Raw genomic sequence first — 24,744 nt, 5'->3', positions numbered from 1 at the left:
TTCTAGAGCAGCTGTTTCGCGTGGGCCGCGATGCTGGCCGCGTCCACGCCGAAGAAGGCGCGCAGGGCGGCGCGCGTGTCGCTGCGCCCGAAACCGTCGGTGCCGAGCGTGAGATAGCGTCGGCCCGCCGGCAGGAAGGCGCGGATGCTCTCGGGCAAGGCCCGAACATAATCCGTCGCCCCGACGATCGGCGCCTTCGAGGACCCGAACAGCTCGTGCAACCAGGGGGTGGTGTGGCCCTCACCGCGCAGTGCCCGCTGCTCGCAGTGCAGGCCGTCACGCGCCAGTTCGGTCCAGCTCGTGATGCTGAACACCTCGCTGGCAACGCCGCCGGCTGCGAGCTGTTCGGCCGCCTTGATCACCTCGGTCAGGATCGCGCCCGAACCGAGCAGCGTCACCTCCGGCGCCCCTTTGCCGTAGCGTCCGAACCGGTAGCCGCCGCGTACGATGCCCTCGCGCGCATCGGCCGGCACGTCGGGCTGCGCGTAGTTCTCGTTCATCAGCGTGAGGTAGTAGAAGACATCCTGCTGGTCGACGAGCATCTCCCGCATGCCGTGGTCGATGATCACCGCCATCTCGCCCGCGAACGCCGGGTCCCAGGACTTGCAATTCGGGATGGTCGCCGCGACCACCTGGCTGGAGCCGTCCTGGTGCTGAAGGCCTTCGCCACCCAGCGTGGTGCGACCCGACGTCGCGCCGAGCAGGAAGCCGCGGGCGCGCTGGTCGGCCGCGGCCCAGATCGCATCACCCACGCGCTGGAAGCCGAACATCGAGTAGTAGATGTAGAACGGCAGCATGGGAAAGCCGTGCACGCTGTAGCTGGTGGCCGCGGCCGTCCAGCTGGCGATCGCGCCGGCTTCGCTGATGCCCTCTTCCAGGATCTGGCCGTCCAGTGCCTCGCGGTACGACAGCACCGAGCCGATGTCCTCGGGCTCGTACTTCTGGCCCACGCTCGAATAGATGCCCACCTGCTTGAACAGGTTGGCCATGCCGAACGTGCGCGCCTCGTCGGCCACGATCGGCACGATGCGCGGCCCGAGCTGCCGGTCCTTGAGCAGGCCGCCGAGCAGGCGCACGAAGGCCATCGTCGTCGACATCTCCTTGCCGCCCGCGGCCGTCGCGAAAGCCGCGTACGAGTCGAGTTCCGGAATCGGCAGCTGCGGTGCTTCGCTCTTGCGCGCCGGCATGAAGCCGCCCAGCCCTTGCCGGTGCTCCAGCAGGTACTTCAGTTCCGCGCTGTCCGCCGCCGGCTTGAAGAACTCCAGGTTTTTCGCCTGCTCGTCCGACAGCGGCAGGTTGAAGCGGTTGCGGAACTCGATGAGCGCCGCCTCGTCCAGCTTCTTCTGGCTGTGCGTCGTCATGCGGCCCTGGCCGGCCGCGCCCATGCCGTAGCCCTTCTTGGTGTGCGCGAGGATCACGGTGGGCGTGCCGGTGTGCCGGCTGGCTGCCGTGTAGGCCGCGTGGATCTTCACCAGGTCGTGGCCGCCGCGCTTCAGGCGGTCGATCTGCTCGTCGGTCATGCCTTGCGCCAGGCGCGCCAGTTCCTCGTTCTGGCCGAAGAAGTTGTCGCGGTTGAAGCGCCCGTCCTTGGCCGCGAAGGTCTGCATCTGGCCGTCGACCGTGTGGGCGAAGGCCCGCGCCAAGGCCTGGGTGACGTCGCGTGCGAACAGGCCATCCCAGTCGCTGCCCCACAACAGCTTGATCACGTTCCAGCCGGCGCCGCGGAACAGCTTCTCGAGTTCGTCGACGATGCGGCCGTTGCCGCGCACGGGGCCATCGAGGCGCTGCAGGTTGCAGTTGACCACCCAGACCAGGTTGTCCAGCTTCTCGCGCGAGGCCAGCGTGAGCGCGCTCATGCTCTCGGGTTCGTCCATCTCGCCGTCGCCGAACACGCCCCAGACCTTGCGGCCTTCGCAATCGAGCAGGCCGCGGTGCGTGAGGTAGCGCATGAAGCGCGCGTGGTAGATCGAGCTGATCGGGCCGATCCCCATCGACCCGGTGGGGAACTGCCAGAAATCGGACATCAGCCACGGATGCGGATAGCTCGAGAGCCCCCGGGCATCGTGCTGCGGCGCCGTGATCTCCTGGCGGAAATGGGCCAGGTCCCTGTCGGTGAGGCGCCCTTCGAGGAAGGCCCGCGCGTACACGCCGGGCGCGCTGTGCGGCTGGAAGAACACCAGGTCGCGCGTGTGGAAGAAGTGGTTGAAGCCGACCTCGAACAGGTCCGCCGCGCTGGCGTAGCTGGCGATGTGCCCACCCAGTTCGCCGAACGCCGCATTGGCGCGCACGACCATCGCCAATGCGTTCCAGCGCATGATGGAGCCGAGCTTTTCCTCGATCGCCAGGTCGCCCGGGAACGCCGGTTGTGCATCGACCGGGATCGTGTTGACGTACGGGGTGACGAGCTCGGGCGACCAAGCGACCCGCGGGTCGCGGGCCAGCGTCGCGAGCTGGTCGAGGATGAAGCGCGCGCGGGCCGGCCCTTCGGTCGCGACGAGCGCCAGGAACGCCTCGCGCCATTCGGCGGTCTCGGCCGGGTCGAGATCGGTGCCCGCGGCGGGCGCGAGGAAGCGGGTCAGGCTCTGGTCGGTCATGGTGCCACTTTAGGCGAATCAGGCTGCCGAAACAGCGGCAACAGTAGCATCGCCCGAATGGCCTCGCTGAGGCGGGGCCCACACGATGGATGTCAGGGCCGGTTCGACCGGTCGCAGCTTGTCGAGCGCGGGGACCGGCCGACGCAATTCATCGGACCCGGCGAAGACCTCCTCCAGGGCCGCTGCCATACCGAGCAGATGACGGTCCCCGCGAAAACGACCGACAAGCTGCAGGCCGAACGGCATCCCCGCCGGATCGACGCCGCAAGGCAGGCTCAGCGCCGGCAGGGTGGTCAGCGTGACGACGTAGGTCAGCGCGAGCCACCGGTAGTAGTTGGCCTGCGGTCGGCCGGCGATCGTATCCGCGTGCAGCGTGGTCCACGGAAACGGCGACAAGGGCGTGGTCGGCGCGAGAATCACGTCGAACCCGGCCGTCGCAGTGTCGAAGCGCGCAAGGATTCGCGTCTGCTCGGCCTGGGCCCACGCGCTGTCGAGCAGGCTCATCGCCGCGCCGATCTCGTAGTTGGCGCGCGTGTTGGGGCCCAAGCTGGCGGGATCGCGCAGATACGCCTCGCGAGTCGCCGCCACGAAGGCCTCGGCGCGCAGCACGTCGAAGCACCGATGGACATCGCCGAGATCGAACTTCACCTCTTCGCAGCTGCGGAACAGGTGCCGCATGGCTCGGACCTTGCGGCGGAACGTCTCACGGATGAGGGGATCGACGTCGCAGGCGCCGAAGTCCTCCGTCCAGCCGACACGCAGTCGCCCGAGATCCACCGCGGGAGGCTCGAGAAAGCTCACCGGATCCAACGGATAGCTGAGCGGGTCGCTGGGGGAAACTCCGGCCGATGCCGCCAGTTGAAGGCAGGCATCCGCGACCGTGCGGCCCATCGGTCCGACCACCGAGATCGGCGTCCAGCCCAGCGGCTTGCGCGAACTGGGCACGGTTCCGGCCGACGGCCGGAAGCCCACCACGCCGCACAGCGCGGCCGGAATTCGCAGCGACCCGCCGGTGTCCGAGCCCGTGCAGACCGGGAGCATGTCGCACGCCAGGGCCGCCGCCGAACCGCCGGAGGACCCGCCCGCGTTGAGCCGCGGATCGAAGGGATTGCCGGTGGCGCCCCAGACGGTGTTGCGCGTGTTCGCACCCGCACCCAGCTCGGGGACGTTGGTCTTGCCGACCACGATCGCGCCGGCGGCACGCAGTCGCGCGACGAGCACGTTGTCGGCCGCCGGCACATGGTTGCGGTACTCGGGCGATCCCAACGTGGTCAGCAAGCCCTCGGTGGCCTCCAAGTCCTTGACCCCGATCGGAAGGCCGTGCAGCAGGCCCAGCTCGCGGCCATCCAGCACGGCGCGTTCGGCCGCCTTCGCCTCATCACGCGCGCGTTCGAAGCAGGTGGCCGTGACGGCGTTGACGAACGGGTTCACCGCTTCGATGCGTGCGATGCAGGCTTCGAGCAGTTCGACCGGCGAGATCTGCTTCGCCGCGATCAGGCGCCGCAGTTCGACCGCGGTGAGGGCCACGAGGCCGCTGTCGGCGGCCACGCTCAATCCGCCCGGATGTTCGCGCGCTGCGCGATCGCGCGCATGCGCGGCAGCTCGTTCTCGATCAGCGCCGCGACCCCTGCCGGCGGCTCGTAGGCGATTTCGAGACCACTTGCCACGAGCTTCTCGCGGACCTCGTTGTCCTTCATCGCTTCCGCCAGGGCTTTCTGCAGCCTGGCTTGGGCCTCGGGCGGCAGCCCCCGCGGCGCCGCGATGGCGAGCCACGAATCCGACGCGAAGCCCGGCAGGCCGCTCTCCGCCACCGTCGGCACGTCGGGAAGCAGCGTCGCGCGTTTCGCGCCGGTCACGGCAATGGCCTTGAGCTTGCCCGCCTTCAGATGCGGCAGCGCCGCCGTGACGGTGTCGATGCTGAACGGGATATGGCCCGCCATCAGGTCGGTGATCGCCGGCGCGCTGCCCTTGTAGGCCACGTGCTGAAGCTTGACGCCCGCGGCGTTCCACAGCAACTCGCCCGTGAAGTGCGCCGTGGTGCCGTTGCCGAACGATCCGTACATGTATTTGTCCGGTTCGCGCCGCGCAGCCGCAATCAGCTGCTTCAGGTCCTTGATCGGAACAGCCGGGTTCGCCAGCACGATGAGGGGCACGCGCGAGACCAGGCCGATCGGCTCGAAGCTCTTGACCGGGTCATAGGGCAGCTTGGCGTTGATTGCGGGATTCACGGTGAACGTGGAACCGGAGCTTGCCAGCAGCGTGTAGCCGTCCGCGGGCGCCTTGGCCACGTACGCGGCGCCGATCACGGTGCCCGCGCCGGGCCGGTTCTCGATCACCACCGGTTGACCCAGGCGTTCGCCCAGCTTCTGGCCGACCAGCCGGCCGACGACGTCGGTCGCCCCACCGGGCGGGAAGGGGATGATCAACTGGATGGGCTTGGACGGATAGCCCTGCGCCTGGACACCGGCCCAGGGCGCCATCAAGGCAAGCACCAGGGCGAGGAGGAAACGGTTCGTGCCGATCGGTTTCGTCATGGTGCTGCTCCTTGGATGGGGCCGTGCTTATCCGTTGCGGAAGATGAAGCTGTAGGCGTTGAGGGCCGGCACGCCGCCCAGGTGCGCGTACAGCACGCGCGAGCCCTCGGGAAACTCGCCCTTGCGAACCTTGTCGATCATCCCGTGGGCGGACTTGCCCTCGTACACCGGGTCCGTGAGCATCGCTTCCTGGCGCGCGCACAGGCGGATCGCTTCCAGCGTGCCTTCGTTCGGCAGGCCGTACTCCGGGCCGCCGTAGCGTTCGTCCAGCACGACGTCGTTCTCGGTGATCGGCCGGCCCAGGTCGACCAGTTCGGCGGTGTGCCTGGCGATGCGCAGGATCTGCGCGCGCGTTTGCGCGGGCTTGGCGGAGGCATCGATGCCGATCACGCGATCGGCCCGGCCGTCGGCCGCGAAGCCCACGACCATGCCGGCCTGCGTGCTGCCGGTCACCGAGCACACGACGATGTAGTCGAACCTGAAGCCGAGTTCCGCTTCCTGCTGGCGCACTTCTTCGGCGAAAGCGACGAAGCCCAGGCCACCCAGCGGATGCTCCGAGCACCCGGCCGGAATGGGGAAGGGCTTGCCGCCGGCGCGGCGCACGTCTTCCATCGCCTGCTCCCAGCTGGGCCGGATGCCGATGTCGAAGCCGGCGGCGTCGAGCCGCACGTCCGCGCCCATGATGCGCGACATCTCGATGTTGCCGACGCGGTCGTACACGGCGTCGGAGTAGTTGACCCAGTTCTCCTGCACCAGCACGCACTTCAGGCCCAGGTGCGCGGCGACCGCCGCCACCTGCCGCGTCTGGTTCGACTGGATGCCACCGATGGACACGAGCGTGTCGTAGCCCCCCGCGAGCGCTTCGGGGATGAGGTATTCCAGCTTGCGCGTCTTGTTGCCGCCGAAGGCCAGGGCGCTGTTGCAGTCCTCGCGCTTGGCATAGAGCTCGACCTTGCCGCCCAGGTGGGCGCTCAGGCGCTTCAGGTGCTGGATGGGCGTGGGCCCGAAAGTCAGCGGATGACGGGGGTACTTGGCGAGATTCATGGCGGTCGTGTCCTTGGTGAAAGGGATCCAGGCGTCCCAACTGGCGAAGAGGGAGGGCATGTCGGGAAATGCTATCGACCGGTCTGAGCAACAGGGTTGCAACATGGACACCAACTTTGAATCCAAGTTAGGATGATTGGATGATCGATCAACCAAAGTTGTGAGAAGACCGTTATTCGCAAAATAAAAGTGAGTCCTCCGAGGGAAACGGCCCCTACACCCTCCACCGGCCTGGACCGCATCGATCGCGCGATCCTGCGTTCGCTCCAGCGCGACGCGTCGATCTCCAACGTGGCACTGGCGGAGAAGGTCCATCTCAGCCCGGCGGCCTGCCTGCGCCGGGTCGAGCGCCTCAAGTCGCTCGGCCTCGTGCGCCGCATCGTCGCCCTGCTGGACCCCGTGCCTCTGGGCCTGGGCATGCTCGTCGTGATCGGCGTGGTACTGGACCGGTCCACGCCCGAGTCCTTCGGCGACTTCGAGAAGGCCGTGCAGAAGGTGCCGGGCTGCCTGGAGTGCGTGGTGGTCACCGGCGAGTTCGACTACTTCGTGACGATCCGCACGCAGGACAACGAGTCGTTCAACCGCCTGCATGCCGCGGAACTGCTCTACTTGCCGGGCGTGCGGCAGATCCGGACTTTCGTCGTGTTGAAGCAGGTGCTCTCGACGACCGAGCTTCCGATCGCGTAGCCGCCCCCTTGCGTCATCTCAACTGTCGAAGGCCCCGCCAGGGAACTCGGCGGGCCAAAACCGCCACAATAAAAGGATGACCGAAGAGCTGTTCCGGCAGGATTCGTACGTGAAGGAATGCCAGGCGCGGGTGGTGGCGGTGACCGACCAGGGCATCGTGCTCGATCGCACCGTCTTCTACCCGCTCGGCGGCGGCCAAGCCGGCGATGCCGGCGCCCTCGTGCTGGCCGACGGGTGCGAACTGGCGATCGCCGACACGCGCAAGTGCAAGGATTCCGAAGGCCGCCCGACCCAGGACATCGCGCATGTGCCCGCGCCGGGGCAGGAAGCGCTCGTCGCCTCGCTCTTGCTGGGCGACGGCGTGGTCGCGCGCGTGGACTGGGCCCGCCGCCACAAGCTGATGCGATTCCACACCACGACCCACCTGCTTTGCCACCTGGTGCCGCAACTCGTGAATGGTTGCTCGATCACACCGGAGTACGCGCGCCTGGACTTCAACATGACCGACCCGCTCGACAAGGATTTCCTCACGCAGGGCATCGCCCGCCTGGTCACCGCCGCGCATCCGGTGCGCGTCGGCTCGATCACCGACGAGGAGCTCGACGCCAACCCCGCGCTCGTCAAGAGCATGTCGGTGCAGCCGCCCCGCGGCACGGGACGCGTGCGCACCATCCGCATCGGCGGCGAGGAACCGGTCGATTACCAGCCTTGCGGCGGCACGCACGTCGCCAACACGTCGGAGATCGGCGCGGTGATCGTGACCAAGATCGAGAAGAAGAGCGCGACCACGCGCCGTGTCGTGCTGGGATTCGCCGCATGACGAACTTCCGCTGGTTCACGGCCCTGGTGTTCGCCGCCGTCCTCGCACCGCAGGCGGGGGCGCAAGGCTCGAAGAACGTCGTCGCCACCGAGCGCGTGCGCGCCGAGCTGCTGGCGCAAGCACCCGAAGGCATCGCGCCCGGCAAGCCGGTGTGGGTCGGCCTGCAACTGGCGCACAAGCCGGGCTGGCACACCTACTGGAAGAATTCCGGCGACTCGGGCCTGCCCACGCAATTGCAGTGGACCTTGCCGCCAGGCGTGGCGGCCGGCGACATCGCCTGGCCGATCCCGAAGAAGATCCCGGTCGGCTCGCTCGCGAACTACGGCTACGAAGGCACGGTGCTGCTGCCGGTGCCGCTCGCGATCGCGGCGGATTTCAAGCCTTCGCTGCTGGGGCATGACCTCGAGGTGAAACTGCACGCGAACTGGCTGGTGTGCCAGAAGGAATGCATCCCCGAGGAAGGTGACTTCGCGCTGAAGCTCCCGGTGAGCAGCAGCACGGCCATGAACACGGCCGCGTTCGACGCCGCGTTCAAGGCGCAACCCAAGCCGCTGGGCGGCGCAAGCCGCGTCGAGATCGCCGGTGACGCAATCAAGGTCGCGGTCGAAGGCCTGCCCGCTTCCGTGCAAGGCAAGACGCTCGCGTTTTTCCCCGAGACGCCGGAAGTGATCGAGACGGCCGCGCCCTTCACGCAATCATGGCAGGGCGCGACCTGGACGGCGCAGGTTCCGCTCTCGTTGCAACGCAGCCAGAGTCCGTCGGTGCTGCCGGTCGTGCTCGCGCTGGGCAACGAAGGCTGGCGCGCGGAGGCCAAGGTCGTCGGCACCTGGCCTGCCGTGGCTGCCGCGGCAGGCGTCTCGCCGGCGCTCGAAAGCGCCTTGCGCGCCAATACGACGGCGCCGCGCGCGGCCTCGCTGTCGCTGGCCGCGGCGCTCTTCGGCGCGCTGCTCGGCGGGTTGATCCTCAACCTGATGCCCTGCGTCTTCCCGATCCTCGCGATCAAGGTCACCGGCTTCGCGCGCCACGCACAGGACGTGCGCGCGCACCGCATCGCCGGGCTCGCTTACTCCGCGGGCGTCGTGCTGTCGTTCGCGCTGCTCGGCGCCGCGATGATCGGCCTGCGGGCCGCGGGCGAGCAGCTCGGCTGGGGCTTCCAGCTGCAGTCGCCCGCGGTCGTCGCGACGCTCGCGGCCCTCTTCACGCTGATCGGGCTGAATCTTGCGGGCGTGTTCGAGTTCGCCAGCATCGTGCCTTCGGGCGTCGCCTCGCTCGAAGCGAAGCACCCGGTGGTGAACGCGTTCCTGTCGGGCGTGCTGGCGGTCGCGATCGCCTCGCCCTGCACCGCGCCCTTCATGGGCGCGTCGATCGGCTACGCGATCGGCGTGCCGGCGACCGAAGCCTTGCTCGTCTTCGTCGCGCTGGGCGTCGGCATGGCATTGCCCTATCTGGCGATCGCCTGGGCGCCGGCGATCGGGCGCGTGCTGCCCCGGTCCGGCGCGTGGATGGACGTGTTCCGCAAGTTCATGGCGTTCCCGATGTTCGGGACCGTCGCCTGGCTGGTGTGGGTGATCGGCCAGCAAAGCAGCATCGACGGCGCCGGCGCCCTGCTCGCGCTGCTGGTCGCCATGAGCATGGTGGTCTGGGCCTTGACCCTGAAGGGCCGGGCGCGTGTGGTCACGGCGGCGATCTCGATCGCGTTCTTCGCCGCGATCGCCTGGGCGACCGGCGAGAACATCACCCGGCCGCCGGCCGCGACGGCCGCCACCGCGCAAGCCGACGGCTGGCAGCCGTGGGAGCCCGGCCGGGTGGAGCAGATCGTGGCGAGTGGCCAACCCGTGTTCGTCGATTTCACGGCGGCCTGGTGCGTGACCTGCCAGTACAACAAGAAGACCACGCTGTCGCGCGCCGACGTGATGGCCGCATTCGCCGCGAAGAACGTCGCGCTGGTGCGGGCGGACTGGACACGGCGAGATCCGGCGATCACTGCGGCCCTCGGGCAGCTCGGGCGCGAAGGCGTGCCGGTCTACGTGTTCTATGCCGCCGGCAAGCCGCCCGTGGTGCTCTCGGAAGTGCTCGAGGCCGACGAAGTCAAGGACGCGATCGCAAGGCTATAGCCCGATCGAGCCGCCGCGCTCAGGCGTCGATGTGCAGGTGGGCGTCGGCGATGACGCGCTTCCAGCGCGCGAAGTCCGACGAAATCTGCCCCGCGAAGATCTCGGGCGTGCTGCGCACCGGCGTCGAGCCCGAGTTGAGCAGACGCGCCTGCACGTCTTCGGTGGCCAGCGTCTGCCGCAAGGCCGCATCCAGCCGCGCCATGACGGGGGCGGGCGTTCGCGCGGGCGCGACCAGGCCGACCCAGGAGTTGATGTCGGTGCCCTTCAGTTCGGCGAAGCCGAGTTCGGACAGCGTCGGTACATCGGGCAGCGCCGGCGAGCGTTTTGCACTGGTGACCGCCAGGCCCTTGAGCGCGCCGCCACGGACATCGCCCGAGGTGGTCGGAACCGCCGCCAACATCATCGGAATCTGGCGCCCCAGCACCTGCGCGCGGGCTTCGCCGCCACCCCGGTAGGGAATGTGAACTGCATAGAAGCCCAGGCGCTGCTTGAGCAGTTCCATCGTGAGGTGACCCGTGCTTCCGATCCCCGATGTTCCATAGTCGTAGACCCGCGACGCGCCCGATCCGTTGCTCATGGCATGGCGCGAGAGCTTCACGAATTCGCCGAAGTCGCGGGCGGGAAAACTGGGATGCGCGGTGACGAGGACGGGGGCGTCGACCACCTTGCCCAGCGGCGCGAAATCGCGCACGGGATCGAACCCTGCCGCGGGGTTGGCCGCGGGGATGGTCACGTGCGTCCCATCGAAAGCCATCAACAGCGTGTAGCCGTCGGGCGCGCTGGCGGCCACCGTGCGGGTGGCGATGACGCCGCCGGCCCCGGTGCGGTTCTCGACGACGATGTTCTGGCCCAGGAGTTCGCCCAGGCGCGGCGCGATGATGCGGGCCGTGATGTCTGCGATGCCGCCCGGCGCCAGTCCGACCAGCAGCCGCACGGGCCTGTTCGGGTAATGGTCCTGCGCCCGCGCTATCGATGCCACCGCCAGGGACGAGGCCGCCGCCAAGCCCTGGCTGAACACGCGACGCGTGATCATGGGGCTTCCTTTGCGGGAACGGGCGCGCCGGGAACGTACCGGCCCTTGATCTGCGACCGGTGCAAGGTGCGGTACTGATCGGAGGGAAAAGCATCGCGGCGGTGCATGGTGGTCAGGTTGTTCCACAGCACGACGTCACCCGGGCGCCAGCTGTGTCGCATGGTCACGGCCGGGGCGGTGGCGTAGCCCCATATCAGGTCGAGCAGGCGATCGGATTCGGTGAGCGAAAGGCCCGGCACGTAGGCGTTGCGGCGACGGCCGAGGTAGAGCGTGCGCTCGCCCGTTTCGGGCTGGGTGATGATGATCGGATGCGGGGTTCCGACCGACCGGAGGGGATCGTCATTGGGCACCATCCCCTTGCGTACGTTGCCGCCGCTGTCGTAGGTGCCGTCGTGCTTGATCGAGAGGCCTTCGATGCGCCGCACCAGGTCGGCCGGCATCGAGCGCAGGGCGGCCGGCATGCTGGCGAACCAGGTATCGCCGCCCGTCGACGGAATCTCGATGGACCAGAGCATCGACGCGAATGGCGGCCGCTCCAGGTACGACATGTCGGTGTGCCATTGCGCCTCGCCGTCGCCGAGTGCACCGAGCGGTTCGCCCGCCGGCGACTTCCGGTTGGACACCACATACAGGTTCGGAAAGCCCGGCACGCTCTTGCGGCCGGCGCCCTGGTTGGGCGGCGGATCCAGCTCGCCAAGCATCGCGGAGAAGCGCTCGAATTGCGCGTTGTCCAGGGTCTGGCCGCGCAGCACGATCACGTGGTGGCGTTGCCAGATGCCGTACAGCTGATCGAACTCGGTCGCGTCGATGCACGCCAGGTCGATCCCTTCGATGAGGGCGCCCACGGCGGGCGTGACGGGTGAAAAAAAGACGGGCATGGCTTCAGACCAGGCCCGCCTCGCGCGAGGCGAGCGACAGGTCCACGAAGCGCGAACCGGAACGCTCACTCTTGCTGTAGCGCAGGCTGGTGTACCCCAGGTCGAGCGCGCCCACACGGCTCATCCCTTCGATGAACGCCGTTCGGCCCTCGGATTTGGCCTGGCGCAGGCCTTCGACCAACGCCAGGCCCGTGACGAAGCCCTCGAGCGACACCGGTGTGACGGCCAGCTGCATTTCCTTGGCTTGCGCGCGGAAGTCGCGCACCACCCGGTAGCGCTCGCGCGTGTATTCAGGAACGACGATGCTGAAACCCACGCCCGCCGCGTCCTTGCCGAGATCGGCGAGCAGTTTTTCGCGGTCGACGAAAGAGATCACCATCTTCGGCAGCATGAGAGTGCGGGGCGCAAACTCGCGCAGGAAGGGCGTCAGCGGCGCGTTGTTGGCCAGGATGATCAACACCTCCGGCTTGCTGCCATCGAGCATCTTGATGGCAGCGGCGTTAAGCCCGGGGCCCTTGCGATCGACACCGGCGGTGACGGTGAGTTGGCCACCCTGCTTGGCGAGAATGGACTCCAGCAGTGGCACGTTGGTCGCGCGGGCGTCCTCCAGGTGGAGGAAGCCGAAGCGCTGCACGCCCAGCAGGCGATAGTGACTCACGATGGCCTCGAGTTCGCGTTCGTAACTGGCGCGCGTGGTGAAGGTGGTGGCCGCCTTCTGTCCGTACAGCAGCGGCGTGCCCGAGAACGCGCCCACAAGCGCAATGCCCTCCTTCGCGGCCAGCACTGCACCCGCTTCCGAGCAGGGCCGGGTCGTGAAACCAGTGAGGCCCGTGATGTGCTGGTTGCCCACGAGCGCAGCCACGTTCGCTTCCGTCTTGGCCTTGTCGCCCTCGTCGTCCAGCGACAGCAGCTGTACCGAACGCCCGCCGACGCCGCCCGCGTGGTTGGCAATATGCAAGGCAGCCTGGATGCCGTCGCGCATCGCCGTGCCGAAGCCCGCCTGAGGCCCAGTCAGCGCGGCCGATTGGCCAACCAGGATGGGGGGCGCGGCACGCGCGGAAGAGAGCAGGCCGGAGCCCGCCACGGTGGCAGCGGCAGTCCAGCCCGCTGCGCGATCGAGAAACCGCCGACGATTCATTTTTATTTCCCTGTTGAAAACAGCCGTGTGACAGCTCTACCAGCCGGGGGCAGTGTGCGGAAAACCGTCCGCATTGCACAGGCAGCGGCGCAGCTTATTTGCCGTTCTTACGGATTGTTGCCATCGAGGTAGCATGCAAACGCTATCCTTTTAATAGCTGCAAGTCCCTGTCCGTCAAGGCCGTGCGGCCAGTTATTACCCTGCAACACCCTTGGCAGGCGCGCCTCCTGCAACGCGAAAAGAATCACGGCTTTATTGCAACAGACTGCGTCAGAGTCGTGTCAGGTACCGCAAGGCTGCCGGCGCCGCCGCCTTGGCGCGCCGAGCGCCTTACGGGGCGAAGGCTCCGTAGGTCGCGCGCTGGGTGGGCACGCGTTGGCAAGGGAGATCGCGAAGCCGCGCTTGCCGATCTCGAAGGCGGTGCGGGCGAGCATGACGGCCGCGATCGCGTGGCGCCACCGCACATTCGTGTTCGGGACAAAGCGGAACAGGCAAGCGAATCCCGCCGCGCCGAGGACCACCGCCCCGACGCTCAGGGCATGCGGCAGCCAGCTGTGTCGCGTCGCCATCCCACAGGAGGACATCAGAAGATGCGAGGTGGCCCACAAGCTCGCGCCGATGATCACCGGCCCCGTGAGCAACATCGCCCGGATGCGTCCGCTGCGGCGCGCCTTGCGGGGCGAGCGCGATTTGGCCTGCGACAATCGGCAGATGAATTTCGCGCCCCTGCAGAACGATTGCTTCCTGCGCGCCTGCCGTCGCCTCGCCACGCCGTACACGCCCGTGTGGCTGATGCGGCAGGCCGGTCGCTATCTCGAGGAGTACCGCGAGACGCGCGCCCGGGCGGGCAGCTTCATGGGGCTCGCCACCAACGTGGACTTCGCGACGGAAGTCACCCTGCAGCCGCTCGACCGCTATGCGCTCGATGCCGCCATCCTCTTTTCCGACATCCTCACCGTGCCCGACGCGATGGGCCTGGGCCTGAGTTTCGAGGCGGGTGAAGGCCCGCGCTTCGCGCACCCGGTGCGCGACGAGGCCGCGGTGGCCGCCTTGCAGGTGCCCGACCTCGGCAAGCTGCGCTACGTGTTCGACGCGGTCACGTCCATCCGCAAGGCGCTCCAGGGCCGCGTGCCCCTGATCGGCTTTTCCGGCAGCCCGTGGACGCTGGCGTGCTACATGGTCGAAGGCGCGGGCTCGGACGATTACCGGTTGGTCAAGAGCATGCTGTATGCGCGGCCCGACCTGATGCACCGCGTGCTGGCCGTCAACGCCGACGCCGTCGCCGCCTATCTCAATGCGCAGATCGAGGCCGGCGCGCAGGCGGTGATGATCTTCGACAGCTGGGGCGGGGTGCTGGCCGACGGCGTGTTCCAGCAATTCAGCCTGGCCTACACCGCGCGCGTGCTGGCGCAGCTCCGGCGCGAGCATGAAGGGGTGACGATTCCGCGGATCGTGTTCACCAAGGGCGGGGGCTTGTGGCTGCGCGAGATGGAGCAGCTCGACTGCGACGTGCTCGGCGTGGACTGGACCGTGAACCTGCGCCACGCGCGCGAGCTCGTCGGCCGCAGCAAGGCCCTGCAAGGCAACCTGGACCCGGCGGTGCTGTTCGCCGACCCGGCGGCCATCGAGAACCAGGCGCGCTCGGTGCTGGAAAGTTTCGGCGCGCCCCACACGGGCGAAGGCACGGCCCCGACCCACATCTTCAACCTGGGCCACGGCATCAGCCAGTTCACGCCGCCCGAGCATGTGCAGGTGCTGGTCGATGCCGTCCACGCGCACTCGAGACGCATGCGTTCCGCTTCGAACGCGTGACGCCTCGCGCGTCATCAGGGTGATCCCCTAGGGATGGACAGCTTGACTTATGCACAAAAAACCGCTGGCGGGAGCTACCCGCCCCGTTCGCTTGCTACAAATCCGCTAGCGCGCGCAAGTTATTGATTTTGAAAGAAATCCCTTTACGCAAAATTTTGGCCCAAAACGGCCAAGCCCTTGATTTTTCTGGCCTGTCGGCGCATGGCGGGTTGGCTTTCAACAAAGTTATCCACAGAACTGCAGGCGGCCGGACAAAGCGTTGCCAAATCAAAGACTTAGCTTCCATTCGTAAAGCTCATCTGAAACTTCGACGCCCATCTTTGCGTTAAATGCTGCACCGTCTTGCCGTCGTCGTCGCCACGCCCGCGCACAGCGCCCTGGGCACGCCGTTGAGCTATACGAGTGAGTCGCCACTCGTTCCAGGCACCTTGGTGCGCGTGCCCTTGGGTCGGCGCGAAACCCTGGGGGTCGTCTGGTCCGCAAAGGATGAGCACGATGAGGTTGAGCTGAAGCCGGTGCGCAGCGTCCTCGACGGCATTGCGCCGCTTGCTGCGTCATGGCAACGCCTCGTCGCGTTTTCGGCGAACTATTACCAGCGAGGCCTCGGCGAAATCGCCCTCGCCGCGCTCCCGCCGCAGCTGCGCGATCTCGATCCGGCGCAGCTGGCGCGCCGGTTGAAGCGGCCGCACGTGACGGCTGCCGCCGGGGAAAGATCTGCCCCGGCCCAGCTCACCCCGGCCCAAGGCGCAGTCCTCGAGCGGCTGCAGGCCGCCGACAAGCCCTTCTTGCTGTTCGGCGTGACCGGCAGCGGCAAGACCGAGGTTTACCTGCAGGCGGTCGCCCGGCTGCTCGCGCAGGACCCCGCCGCGCAGGCGCTGGTGCTGGTGCCCGAGATCAACCTCACGCCGCAATTGCAGTCGCGCTTCGTCGAGCGCTTCGGCGAAGACGCCGTCGTCGCGATGAACAGCGGCATGACGCCGGCGCAGCGCCTGCGCAGCTGGCTTGCCGCCCACCTGGGCACCGCGCGGATCGTGCTCGGCACGCGCATGGCGGTCTTCGCGTCGCTGCCTCGCCTGAAGCTGATCGTCGTCGACGAGGAACACGACCCGAGCTACAAGCAGCAGGAAGGCGCACGTTACTCCGCGCGCGACCTGGCGGTGTATCGCGGCCACATCGAAGGCGCGCAGGTGATCCTCGGTTCGGCCACGCCCTCGCTGGAGAGCTGGCATGCCGCGAGCGGGGGCCGGTACCGGCGGCTGGACCTGGCCACGCGCGTCGGCGAAGGCGTCCTGCCCGCGGTGCGGCTGGTCGACATGAACCTGCAGCCGAAGAGCACCGTGCTCTCGAGCGCGCTGGTCGACGCGATCCAGCAGCGGGTGACGCGGGGCGAGCAATCGCTGGTCTTCCTCAATCGCCGCGGTTATGCACCTGTGCTCGCCTGCCCGGCGTGCGACTGGAAAAGCGAATGCCCGAACTGCAGCGCGTACCGCGTGTTCCACAAGATCGACCGCACGCTGCGCTGCCACCACTGCGGCTACGCCGAGCGTGTCCCGCGCGCCTGCCCGGTCTGCGGCAACGTGGACATCGCGCCGCTCGGTCGCGGCACGGAGAAACTGGAGGAGCACCTGGCCGAACTGCTGGCCGATGTGCGGCAGCCGAACGGCGAAGCGGTGCGCATCGCGCGCATGGACGCCGACAGCACGCGGGGCAAGGGCATGCTCGAGGCGCAGCTCGCGCGCATGCACGCCGGCGAAGTCGACGTGCTGGTGGGCACGCAGATGGTCACCAAGGGCCACGACTTCCGCCGCATCACGCTGGTGGCGGCGATCAACGCCGATGCCGCCCTGTTCTCGAGCGACTTCCGTGCGCCCGAGCGACTGTTCGCGCTGTTGATGCAGGCGGCGGGCCGCGCCGGCCGCGATGCCCGGCACGCGCGCGCGAGCGAGATGTGGGTGCAGACCTGGCATCCGCAGCATGTGCTCTTCGAGGCGCTGCGCCGCCACGATTACGGCGCCTTCGCCGAACAGCAACTCAGGGAACGCGAGCAGGCCGGCATGCCGCCGTTCGGCTTCCAGGCCCTGGTGCGTGCCGAAGCGCGGACGCAGGAAGCCGCGCAGGCTTTCCTGCGCGCCGCGGCCGCAGCAGCGCCAGGCGTGCCCGAGGCAGTGGCCGTGACGCTTTACTCGCCCGTGCCCATGGGCATCCAGCGGGTCGCGAACATCGAGCGCGCGCAGATGCTCGTCGAGAGCGCCTCACGCCCGGCTTTGCAGGCGTTCCTCGCCGCCTGGCGGCCCACATTGCATGGGGTGCGCGAAAAGGGCCTGATCCGCTGGGCCGTCGATGTCGACCCGCTTGCGATCTAGCCCTTCTTGATCTTCAGGGCCGCGTCGTAGAGCCCGTTGCGCGGCGCCCCGGTGATCTCGGCCGCGAGCCTGACCGCCGTCTTCACGGGCAGTTCCGCGAGCAGAAGCTCCAGCACGCGCAGGCCCTCGTCGCAGCCGCGCGCCTGGGCCTGCGGATGCAGCACGACGACGAACTCACCGCGCGTGCGTTGCTCGTCCTCCTTCAGCCATGAAGAAAGGGAAGTGCAATCCGTGGTGGCCACCTGCTCGAATTGCTTGGTCAGTTCGCGCGCGACCGTCACCGTCCTGCGCGCGAGCGGTGCCAGCGCCTTGGCCAAAGCTTCGATACGGTGCGGCGCTTCGAGCAGCACGACGGCGCGGGGTTCCGCCGCGATCGATGTCACGGCGGCTTCGCGCTCTGCCGCCTTCGCCGGCAGGAAGCCGGCAAACACGAACGCGCCGTGTTCGTCCATGGCCCCCGCCACGCTCAGCGCCGCCGTGACGCTGCTCGCGCCCGGCAAGGGCACGACGCGCAGCCCCGCTTCCCGCACGGCTGCGACCAGCCGCGCGCCGGGATCGCTCACCGCCGGTGTGCCGGCATCGCTGCAGTACACGACGCGCTCGCCGGCCTGCAGCCGCGCGACCACCGCCTGCGCGGCTTCGGCTTCGTTGTGCTGGTGCAGGGCGATCGTCTTCTTCTCGAGGCCGTAGGCCCGCAACAGCGCCTGGGTGTGGCGCGTGTCCTCGCAGGCGACGCAGTCGGCGAGCTGCAGCACGTGCAGCGCGCGCAGCGAGATGTCCGCCAGGTTGCCGATCGGCGTGGCGGCGACATACAGCGCGCCCTGCGGATAATGCTGGGCACCTGCCGCGTCGCGCGCGGCATCGAGGACGGAAGCGAAAGAAGCGGCCATGGGGAATCCGTTGACGACCAAGCAGGCGGGCGACGCCGCCGAGGACCGTGCGCTTGCGCACCTGCTCGCGCACGGCCTGAAACTCGTCACGCGCAATTATCGGACGCCGCACCGTGGCGGCGGCGAAATCGATCTGGTGATGCGTGACGGCGCGACGCTGGTGTTCATCGAGGTGCGCAAGCGCGCTTCGCGCGATTTCGGCGGCGCGGCCGCCAGCGTGAGCCCCATGAAGCAGCGGCGCATCGTGTTCGCCGCGCGCCATTACCTCATGCGGCTGGCCGATCCGCCGCCCTGCCGCTTCGACGTGGTGGGCGTGGAAGCGGGCCGGATCGAGTGGCTGCGCGCGGCCTTCGATGCAAGTTGACGCAAGTTGACGCGCTATCATCCGGCACCATGCTCGAACAGCGCATCCAACAGCATTTCATCGACAGCGCGGACCTCAAGTACCAGGCCGCGGAGTCGCTGAGCAAGCCGATTGCTGCCGCCGTGCAGGCGGTGCTCGCGTGCGTCACCAGCGGCGGCAAGGTGCTGGCCTGCGGCAACGGCGGCTCGGCCGCCGACGCGCAACACTTCTCGGCCGAATTCGTCGGCCGCTTCGAACGCGAGCGGCCCGAGCTCGGCGCGATCGCGCTGACCACCGACACGTCGATCCTTTCGGCGATCGCCAACGACTACGCCTGGGAGCAGGTGTTCTCGAAACAGGTGCGCGCGCTCGGCCAGGCCGGCGACGTGCTGCTGGCGCTGTCGACCAGCGGCAACTCGGCGAACGTCATCGCCGCGATCGAAGCCGCGCACGAACGCGAAATGAGCGTCGTCGCGCTCACCGGCCGCGGCGGCGGCCGGATCGCCAACCTGCTGCGCGAGACCGACGTCCATATCTGCGTGCCGCACGAACGCACGGCGCGCATCCAGGAAGTGCATATCCTTGCGATCCACTGCATCTGCGACGGCGTGGACGCCCAACTGCTCGGAGAACAGGACAACCCGACATGAAGAAGCGGAATCCGCTCGTGATCGCGCTGGCTGCCGCCTCGCTGGCCGGCGCCCTCTCGGCCTGCGCACCGCTGATCCTCGGCGGCGCCGCGGTGGGGGCGATGGTCGCCGTCGACCGCCGCACCTCCGGTGCACAGGTCGAGGACGAGACCATCGAGCTGAAGGGGTCGACCCGGCTGCGCGAGGCGCTGGGCGACCGCGCCCACATCGACATCACGAGCTACAACCGCCAGGTGCTGCTGACGGGCGAGGTGTCCAGCGACCAGGCGAAGCAGCAGGCCGAGCAGATCGTCTCGCGCATCGAGAACGTGAAAGGCATCGTCAACGAGCTGGCGGTGCTGCCGCCTTCGACGCTGGGCCAGCGATCCTCGGACGCGCTGATCACCGGCAAGGTGAAGGCCTCGCTCATCGACGAGAAGGATCTCTACGTCGGCGCGTACAAGGTCGTGACGGAACGCGGCGTCGTCTACCTGATGGGCCGGGTGACGCAGCGCGAGGCCGACAAGGCGACGCAGCTGGCCCGCACCATCAGCGGCGTGCAGCGCGTGGTGCGCATCTTCGAGATCATCAGCGACGAGGAGCTGCGCCGTCTCGCCACCACCAGCCAGCCCGCGCCGGTGACGACCGTGGCCCCCGCCGCACCCGCGCCTGCCCCGGTTCCTGCACCGGTTGCCCCGCCCCCGGCCCCCGCGGCGCAGACCGCGCCGGTGACGACGTCGCCCGCACCCGCGGTGACCCCGCTGCCGGCGGCGAAGTGATCAGCGCAGCCGCTTGATGAGGCTGGACGTGTCCCAGCGCCGTCCGCCCATCTGCTGCACGTCGGCGTAGAACTGGTCCACCAGGGCCGTGACCGGCAGGCGCGCACCGTTGCGCTTGGCTTCCTCGAGCGCCAGGCCCAGGTCCTTGCGCATCCAGTCCACCGCAAAGCCGAAGTCGAACTTGTCGTCGATCATGGTCTTGCCGCGGTTGTCCATCTGCCAGCTCTGCGCCGCGCCCTTGCCGATCACCTCCAGGACCTGCTTCATGTCCAGGCCGGCCTTCTCGCCAAAGGTGATCGCCTCGGACAGGCCCTGGATCAGGCCGGCGATCGCGACCTGGTTGACCATCTTCGCGAGCTGGCCCGAGCCACTCGCGCCCAGCAGCGTGACGGCGCGCGCATAGGCCATCGCCACGGATTTCGCGGCCTCGAAGGGCTGCGCATCGCCGCCGCACATCACCGTGAGCATGCCGTTCTGCGCGCCCGCCTGCCCGCCCGAGACCGGCGCATCGACGAAGGCAAAACCGCGCTTCTTCGCCTCGGCATGGAGCTCGCGCGCGACATTGGCCGAGGCCGTCGTGTGGTCGACGAAGACGGCGCCGGGCTTGATGCCGGCGAACGCACCGTCATCGCCCAGTGCGACGGCACGCAGGTCGTCGTCGTTGCCGACGCAGCAAAAGACGAGATCGCGTCCCGCCGCCGCCTCGCGCGGCGTCGCCACCGACGAGCCCTTGAACTCCGACAGCCAGGCCTTCGCCTTCGCGCCGCTGCGGTTGTAGACCCGCACGTCATGGCCCGCGAGCGCCAGGTGGCCCGCCATCGGAAAGCCCATCACGCCAAGGCCGAGAAATGCCACCGCGCGCGCGGGGGTGGGCTCATAGGTTTTCGCATTCGTCGATGCCATCGCGGCTTCTCCTTGGGAACTGCAATCCGGGAATGTTAGGGCTTTCCATAGCTGGCGCCCTTCCTGCTTGTCGTATGGTCGGCCCGTTCGGGGGCTCTCACGAGGAGAACACAATGAGAAGTTGCGCAGCCGGCCTCGTGCTGGCGCTGGCCTTGGGTGGGGTTACGGCGAACGCGGCCCAGGTCGTGGTGGGACAGGTCGCACCGATGTCGGGCCTGGATGCAAACCAGGGACGTGCGTACGGCGCCGGCCTGCAGCTCGCGTTCAGCAACGCGAACAAGGGCGGCGGCCTCAACGGCAATACCATCGTTCTCGTCCGCAAGGACGACGCCGGCGATCCGCAGGCGACCGTCAGGCTCACGAACGAGCTGATCGAGCAGGACAAGGCCGTCGTGCTCGCGGGCTACTTCGGCATCGCCAACATCGAAACCGTGGCGCGCTCGGGCATCCTGGACAAGCAGCACATCGCGCTGGTGGGCTGGCGCGCGGCCCAGATCCGCCCCGAGACGGTCAACCTGTTCAACGTGCGGGCCAGCCTGCGCGACGAGCTGTTCAAGGTCGCGGAGCACCTGTCCACGGTGGGCATCACCCGGCTGGGCATCGTGTACGAACAAGGCCCGGGCGCGGTGCAGCTCATGACGTCCGCCGGCGAGGCCGCGCAGAAGGCCAAGGGCACGGTGGTGGGCATGGCGGGATACCCGGGGGGCACGACCAACGTGCAGGCGGCCGTGCAAGGCATGCTCAAGGTGCAGCCGCAGGCCATCATGGTGATCGCCTCGGGTGCGGCCGCGGCGGCCTTCATCGACCAGTACCGCGCGGCGGGCGGCACCGCGCAGCTGTTCGCGAACGACGGCGTGGACATGGAGCAGCTCGCCACGAAACTCAACGACGTCCAGATGCAGGGGGTGTCGATCGCGCAGGCCGTGCCCAGCCCGTACAAGATGCAAAGCCGCATCTCGAAGGAGTTCGCCGACGCGGCGGCCAGGTCCGGCCAGCTCGAGGTGCCGGTGAGCTACGCGATGATGGAGGGCTACATCGCGGGCAAGGTGATCGTCGAGGCGCTGCGCCGCCAGGGCAGGACGCCGACGCGCGAAGGCACGATCGAAGCGCTCGGCCGCATCGACTACTACGACCTGGGCGGCTACACGGTCGCCTACCGCCCCGACATCCGCGCCGGATCGAAGTTCGTGGAACTCACGATCCTGGGCGGCAAGGGCAAGATCCGGCAATAGGCCGCAGCGTCAGACGATCGCCAGGTGCTCCGTGCCGGCCGACAGGTCGGACGCCTTGGCGCGCTGCGAATTGAGCTTGATCTGCAGGCGCAGGTCGTTGAGCGAATCGGCGTTGCGCAGCGCGTCCTCGTAGGTGATCACGTTGTTCTCGTACAGGTCGAACAGCGCCTGGTCGAAGGTCTGCATGCCGAGGTTGCGGCTCTTTTTCATGATCTCCTTGATCTCGGAGACCTCGCCCTTGAAGATCAGGTCCGACACCAGCGGCGTGTTCAGCATCACCTCGACCGCGGCGGCCCGGCCCTTGCTGTCCTGCTTGGGAATCAGGCGTTGCGAGATGAAGGCCTTGAGGTTGAGCGACAGGTCCATCAGCAGCTGAGGACGGCGCTCTTCCGGGAAGAAGTTGATCACGCGGTCCAGCGCCTGGTTCGCGCTGTTGGCGTGCAGCGTCGCCATGCACAGGTGGCCGGTTTCGGCGAAGGCGATCGCATGTTCCATCGTCTCGCGATCGCGGATTTCGCCCATCAGGATCACGTCGGGCGCCTGGCGCAGCGTGTTCTTCAGCGCCGCTTCCCAGCTGTCGGTGTCCAGCCCCACCTCGCGCTGCGTGACCACGCAGTTCTTGTGCGGGTGCACGAATTCGACCGGGTCCTCGATCGTGATGATGTGGCCCTGGCTGTTCTCGTTGCGCCAGTCGATCATGGCGGCCAGCGTGGTCGACTTGCCCGAGCCCGTCGCGCCGACCAGGATGCACAGGCCGCGCTTGCTCATCGTGACGTCCTTCAGGATCTGCGGCACGCCCAGGCCGTCGATGGTCGGCAGCACCTGCGGGATCACCCGCAGCACCATGCCCACCTTGCCCTGCTGCACGAACGCGTTCACGCGGAAACGCCCGATACCCGGCGGCGAGATCGCGAAATTGCATTCCTTGGTGCGCTCGAATTCGGCGGCCTGCTTGTCGTTCATGATCGAGCGGGCCAGCGCCAGCGTGTGCCCGCCCGTCAGGGGCTGCGGCGACACCTTCGTGACCTTGCCGTCCACCTTGATCGCGGGCGGGAAGTCGCCCGTGATGAACAGGTCCGAGCCGTTGCGGCTGACCATGAGCTTGAGCAGGTCGTTGATGAATTTCGATGCCTGGTCGCGTTCCATGACGGTCCTTCCTGAAGTTCTCGTCAGCCGGGGAAGTTCTCGGGGATCTTGGCCTTGCCGCGGGCTTCCGCCGGGCTGATGACGTTGCGCTTGACCAGGTCGGTGAGGTTCTGGTCGAGCGTCTGCATGCCGAAGCTGTTGCCGGTCTGGATCGCCGAGTACATCTGCGCGACCTTCGCCTCGCGAATCAGGTTGCGGATGGCCGACGTGCCGATCATGATCTCGTGCGCGGCGACGCGCCCGTTGCCGTCCTTGGTCTTGCACAGGGTCTGCGAGATCACGGCCTGCAGCGACTCGGACAGCATCGCGCGGATCATTTCCTTTTCTTCCGCGGGGAAGACGTCGATGATCCGGTCGATGGTCTTGGCGGCGCTGGACGTGTGCAAGGTGCCGAACACCAGGTGGCCCGTTTCGGCCGCCGTCATCGCCAGGCGGATGGTCTCCAGGTCGCGCATTTCGCCCACCAGGATCGCGTCCGGGTCCTCGCGCAGGGCGGACCTCAGCGCGTTGGAGAACGACAGCGTCATCGGCCCGACCTCGCGCTGGTTGATCAGGCACTTCTTGGATTCGTGCACGAATTCGATCGGGTCCTCCACCGTCAGGATGTGGCCGTACTCGGTTTCGTTCAGGTAATTGATCATGGCGGCCAGCGTGGTCGACTTGCCCGAACCCGTGGGGCCCGTGACCAGCACCATGCCGCGCGGCTTGAGCGCGAGCTCGCCGAAAATCTTGGGCGCGTTCAACTGCTCGAGCGTCAGGATCTTGGACGGAATCGTCCGGAACACGGCGCCGGCGCCGCGGTTCTGGTTGAAGGCGTTGACCCGGAAACGCGCGAGGCCGTCGATCTCGAACGAGAAGTCGCACTCCAGGAACTCTTCGTAGTTCTTGCGCTGGGTGTCGTTCATGATGTCGTACACCATCGCATGCACCTGCTTGTGGTCCAGCGGGTCGACGTTGATGCGCCGCACGTCGCCGTGCACACGGATCATGGGCGGCAGCCCCGCCGAGAGGTGAAGGTCCGAAGCCTTGTTCTTGACGCTGAACGCCAGCAGCTGGGTAATATCCACGAGTCCCTCTTTGAATCGGCCACAGCTCGACCGTTGCGTTCAATTATGACGACGATTGCCGACAACCTCCAGCGTGTCCACGAGAGGATTGCCCGCGCCTGCGCTTCCGCGCAACGTGACGAGAACGAAGTCACGCTGCTGGCCGTCTCGAAAACCTTCGGTCCCGAGGCGGTGCGCGAGGCTTACACGGCCGGCCAGCGGGCGTTTGGAGAAAACTACATCCAGGAGGCGGCGGAGAAGATCGGGCTGCTGGCCGGCCTGCCCCTGGAGTGGCACTGCATCGGGCCGATCCAGAGCAACAAGACGCGCCTGGTGGCTGCGCATTTCGACTGGGCGCACACGGTCGACCGGCTCAAGATCGCCCAGCGTTTGTCGGAGCAGCGTCCCGAAACGCTGGCGCCGTTGAACGTTTGTGTGCAGGTGAACATCGACGGCGGGTCCACCAAGTCCGGCGTCGCGCCGGAAGAGGCGCTGCAGCTCGCGCGCGACATCGCGCAATTGCCGCGGCTGAAGCTGCGCGGCCTCATGACCATCCCCGAGCCGCTCGAAGACTTCGCTGCGCAGACGGCCGTGCACCTGAAGGCGCGCGCATTGTTCGATCAATTGCGCGGCGCGGGCCTGGCGATCGACACGCTCTCTATGGGCATGACGGCCGACCTCGAAGCCGCCGTCGCCGCCGGCAGCACGATGGTGCGCGTGGGCACCGCCATTTTCGGCGGCCGGCCGGCGAAGGCCTAG

General features: G+C 67.9%; 22 protein-coding genes. 10 read left to right on the top strand and 12 right to left on the bottom strand.

What is annotated here, in order from left to right; genetic code table 11:
- Positions 1-2 precede the first annotated feature (2 nt).
- From mdeB to AC3EF3_RS00785, 4 genes are read right to left on the bottom strand one after another with little or no spacing between them, the layout of a single operon-like run.
- A complete protein-coding gene (mdeB, locus tag AC3EF3_RS00800) occupies positions 3-2,594 on the bottom strand; it encodes an alpha-ketoglutarate dehydrogenase (RefSeq protein ID WP_488530260.1) in 2,592 nt (863 codons plus the stop codon).
- 18 nt (positions 2,595-2,612) lie between these two features.
- Positions 2,613-4,142 (bottom strand): amidase, encoded by a 1,530-nt coding sequence (locus AC3EF3_RS00795; protein WP_488530259.1) that lies wholly within the window; start codon positions 4,140-4,142, stop codon positions 2,613-2,615.
- A gap of 2 nt (positions 4,143-4,144) precedes the next feature.
- Entirely contained in the window at positions 4,145-5,128 is a 984-nt protein-coding gene (locus AC3EF3_RS00790; protein ID WP_488530258.1) for a Bug family tripartite tricarboxylate transporter substrate binding protein, read from the bottom strand.
- Positions 5,129-5,155: 27 nt separating this feature from the next.
- Positions 5,156-6,172, bottom strand: coding sequence for a 1-aminocyclopropane-1-carboxylate deaminase (locus AC3EF3_RS00785; protein ID WP_488533710.1), 1,017 nt, complete (start codon positions 6,170-6,172; stop codon positions 5,156-5,158).
- A 174-nt stretch (positions 6,173-6,346) separates the two neighbouring features.
- Between AC3EF3_RS00785 and AC3EF3_RS00780 the strand changes: the two genes are divergently transcribed.
- The 3 genes from AC3EF3_RS00780 (at position 6,347) to AC3EF3_RS00770 (ending at position 9,793) form a co-directional block, all read left to right on the top strand.
- Positions 6,347-6,859 carry an Lrp/AsnC family transcriptional regulator gene (locus tag AC3EF3_RS00780; RefSeq protein ID WP_488533709.1) on the top strand — a complete coding sequence of 171 codons (513 nt, stop codon included), beginning with the start codon at positions 6,347-6,349 and terminating at the stop codon, positions 6,857-6,859.
- Positions 6,860-6,935: 76 nt separating this feature from the next.
- The gene (locus AC3EF3_RS00775) at positions 6,936-7,679 is read left to right on the top strand and encodes an alanyl-tRNA editing protein (RefSeq protein ID WP_488530257.1); all 744 of its coding nucleotides are present in this window, start codon (positions 6,936-6,938) and stop codon (positions 7,677-7,679) included.
- A complete protein-coding gene (locus AC3EF3_RS00770; protein WP_488530256.1) occupies positions 7,676-9,793 on the top strand; it encodes a protein-disulfide reductase DsbD family protein in 2,118 nt (705 codons plus the stop codon). The genes AC3EF3_RS00775 and AC3EF3_RS00770 overlap by 4 nt, the downstream gene beginning before the upstream one ends.
- Positions 9,794-9,812: 19 nt before the next feature.
- On the opposite strand, the gene AC3EF3_RS00765 is transcribed toward AC3EF3_RS00770, so the two are convergent.
- From AC3EF3_RS00765 to AC3EF3_RS00750, 4 genes are all read right to left on the bottom strand, one after another.
- Positions 9,813-10,826: a Bug family tripartite tricarboxylate transporter substrate binding protein gene (locus tag AC3EF3_RS00765; protein WP_488530255.1), complete on the bottom strand. Its 1,014-nt coding sequence runs from the start codon at positions 10,824-10,826 to the stop codon at positions 9,813-9,815.
- A complete protein-coding gene (locus AC3EF3_RS00760; protein ID WP_488530254.1) occupies positions 10,823-11,704 on the bottom strand; it encodes a TauD/TfdA dioxygenase family protein in 882 nt (293 codons plus the stop codon). The genes AC3EF3_RS00765 and AC3EF3_RS00760 overlap by 4 nt, the downstream gene beginning before the upstream one ends.
- A 4-nt stretch (positions 11,705-11,708) precedes the next feature.
- A complete protein-coding gene (locus AC3EF3_RS00755) occupies positions 11,709-12,788 on the bottom strand; it encodes an ABC transporter substrate-binding protein (protein WP_488530253.1) in 1,080 nt (359 codons plus the stop codon).
- A gap of 335 nt (positions 12,789-13,123) precedes the next feature.
- Complete coding sequence (locus tag AC3EF3_RS00750; protein WP_488530252.1) at positions 13,124-13,546, bottom strand: YhjD/YihY/BrkB family envelope integrity protein; 423 nt, start codon at positions 13,544-13,546, stop codon at positions 13,124-13,126.
- Between the two features lie 7 nt (positions 13,547-13,553).
- On the opposite strand from AC3EF3_RS00750, the gene hemE reads away from it, so the two are divergent.
- Together hemE and AC3EF3_RS00740 are read left to right on the top strand one after the other, a co-directional pair.
- Positions 13,554-14,654 (top strand): uroporphyrinogen decarboxylase, encoded by a 1,101-nt coding sequence (gene hemE / locus AC3EF3_RS00745; RefSeq protein WP_488530251.1) that lies wholly within the window; start codon positions 13,554-13,556, stop codon positions 14,652-14,654.
- 329 nt (positions 14,655-14,983) lie between these two features.
- Positions 14,984-17,017, top strand: a complete 2,034-nt coding sequence (locus tag AC3EF3_RS00740) for a primosomal protein N' (protein ID WP_488530250.1) — start codon at positions 14,984-14,986, stop codon at positions 17,015-17,017.
- Here the strand turns inward: AC3EF3_RS00740 and rsmI are convergent.
- Positions 17,014-17,907: a 16S rRNA (cytidine(1402)-2'-O)-methyltransferase gene (gene rsmI / locus AC3EF3_RS00735; protein WP_488530249.1), complete on the bottom strand. Its 894-nt coding sequence runs from the start codon at positions 17,905-17,907 to the stop codon at positions 17,014-17,016. The two genes, AC3EF3_RS00740 and rsmI, sit on opposite strands and share 4 nt — an antisense overlap.
- On the opposite strand from rsmI, the gene AC3EF3_RS00730 reads away from it, so the two are divergent.
- Genes AC3EF3_RS00730 through AC3EF3_RS00720 form a run of 3 tightly spaced genes read left to right on the top strand, consistent with a single transcriptional unit; the run spans position 17,906 to position 19,658 of the window.
- On the top strand, positions 17,906-18,271 hold the full coding sequence (locus AC3EF3_RS00730) for a YraN family protein (protein WP_488530248.1): 366 nt from the start codon (positions 17,906-17,908) through the stop codon (positions 18,269-18,271). The two genes, rsmI and AC3EF3_RS00730, sit on opposite strands and share 2 nt — an antisense overlap.
- A 29-nt stretch (positions 18,272-18,300) precedes the next feature.
- Positions 18,301-18,900, top strand: a complete 600-nt coding sequence (locus tag AC3EF3_RS00725; RefSeq protein ID WP_488530247.1) for a phosphoheptose isomerase — start codon at positions 18,301-18,303, stop codon at positions 18,898-18,900.
- Positions 18,897-19,658, top strand: a complete 762-nt coding sequence (locus tag AC3EF3_RS00720; protein ID WP_488530246.1) for a BON domain-containing protein — start codon at positions 18,897-18,899, stop codon at positions 19,656-19,658. Before AC3EF3_RS00725 ends, AC3EF3_RS00720 begins: the two co-directional genes overlap by 4 nt.
- Here the strand turns inward: AC3EF3_RS00720 and AC3EF3_RS00715 are convergent, their stop codons facing one another.
- A complete protein-coding gene (locus tag AC3EF3_RS00715) occupies positions 19,659-20,561 on the bottom strand; it encodes an NAD(P)-dependent oxidoreductase (protein ID WP_488530245.1) in 903 nt (300 codons plus the stop codon).
- A gap of 113 nt (positions 20,562-20,674) precedes the next feature.
- Here AC3EF3_RS00715 and AC3EF3_RS00710 point away from each other — a divergent pair, with 113 nt between their 5' ends.
- Entirely contained in the window at positions 20,675-21,793 is a 1,119-nt protein-coding gene (locus AC3EF3_RS00710; protein ID WP_488530244.1) for an ABC transporter substrate-binding protein, read from the top strand.
- Positions 21,794-21,802: 9 nt separating this feature from the next.
- Here AC3EF3_RS00710 and AC3EF3_RS00705 read toward each other — a convergent pair whose 3' ends face one another.
- Positions 21,803-22,939 carry a PilT/PilU family type 4a pilus ATPase gene (locus AC3EF3_RS00705; RefSeq protein WP_488530243.1) on the bottom strand — a complete coding sequence of 379 codons (1,137 nt, stop codon included), beginning with the start codon at positions 22,937-22,939 and terminating at the stop codon, positions 21,803-21,805.
- 23 nt (positions 22,940-22,962) lie between these two features.
- The gene (locus AC3EF3_RS00700) at positions 22,963-24,006 is read right to left on the bottom strand and encodes a type IV pilus twitching motility protein PilT (protein WP_488530242.1); all 1,044 of its coding nucleotides are present in this window, start codon (positions 24,004-24,006) and stop codon (positions 22,963-22,965) included.
- Positions 24,007-24,051: 45 nt separating this feature from the next.
- On the opposite strand from AC3EF3_RS00700, the gene AC3EF3_RS00695 reads away from it, so the two are divergent.
- The gene (locus AC3EF3_RS00695; RefSeq protein ID WP_488530241.1) at positions 24,052-24,744 is read left to right on the top strand and encodes a YggS family pyridoxal phosphate-dependent enzyme; all 693 of its coding nucleotides are present in this window, start codon (positions 24,052-24,054) and stop codon (positions 24,742-24,744) included.

It is taken from the genome of Ramlibacter sp. GS1-15 (genome assembly GCF_057785015.1).
Note: the sequence above shows the minus strand (reverse complement) of the source record. Positions and strands in the feature narration are given on the sequence as shown.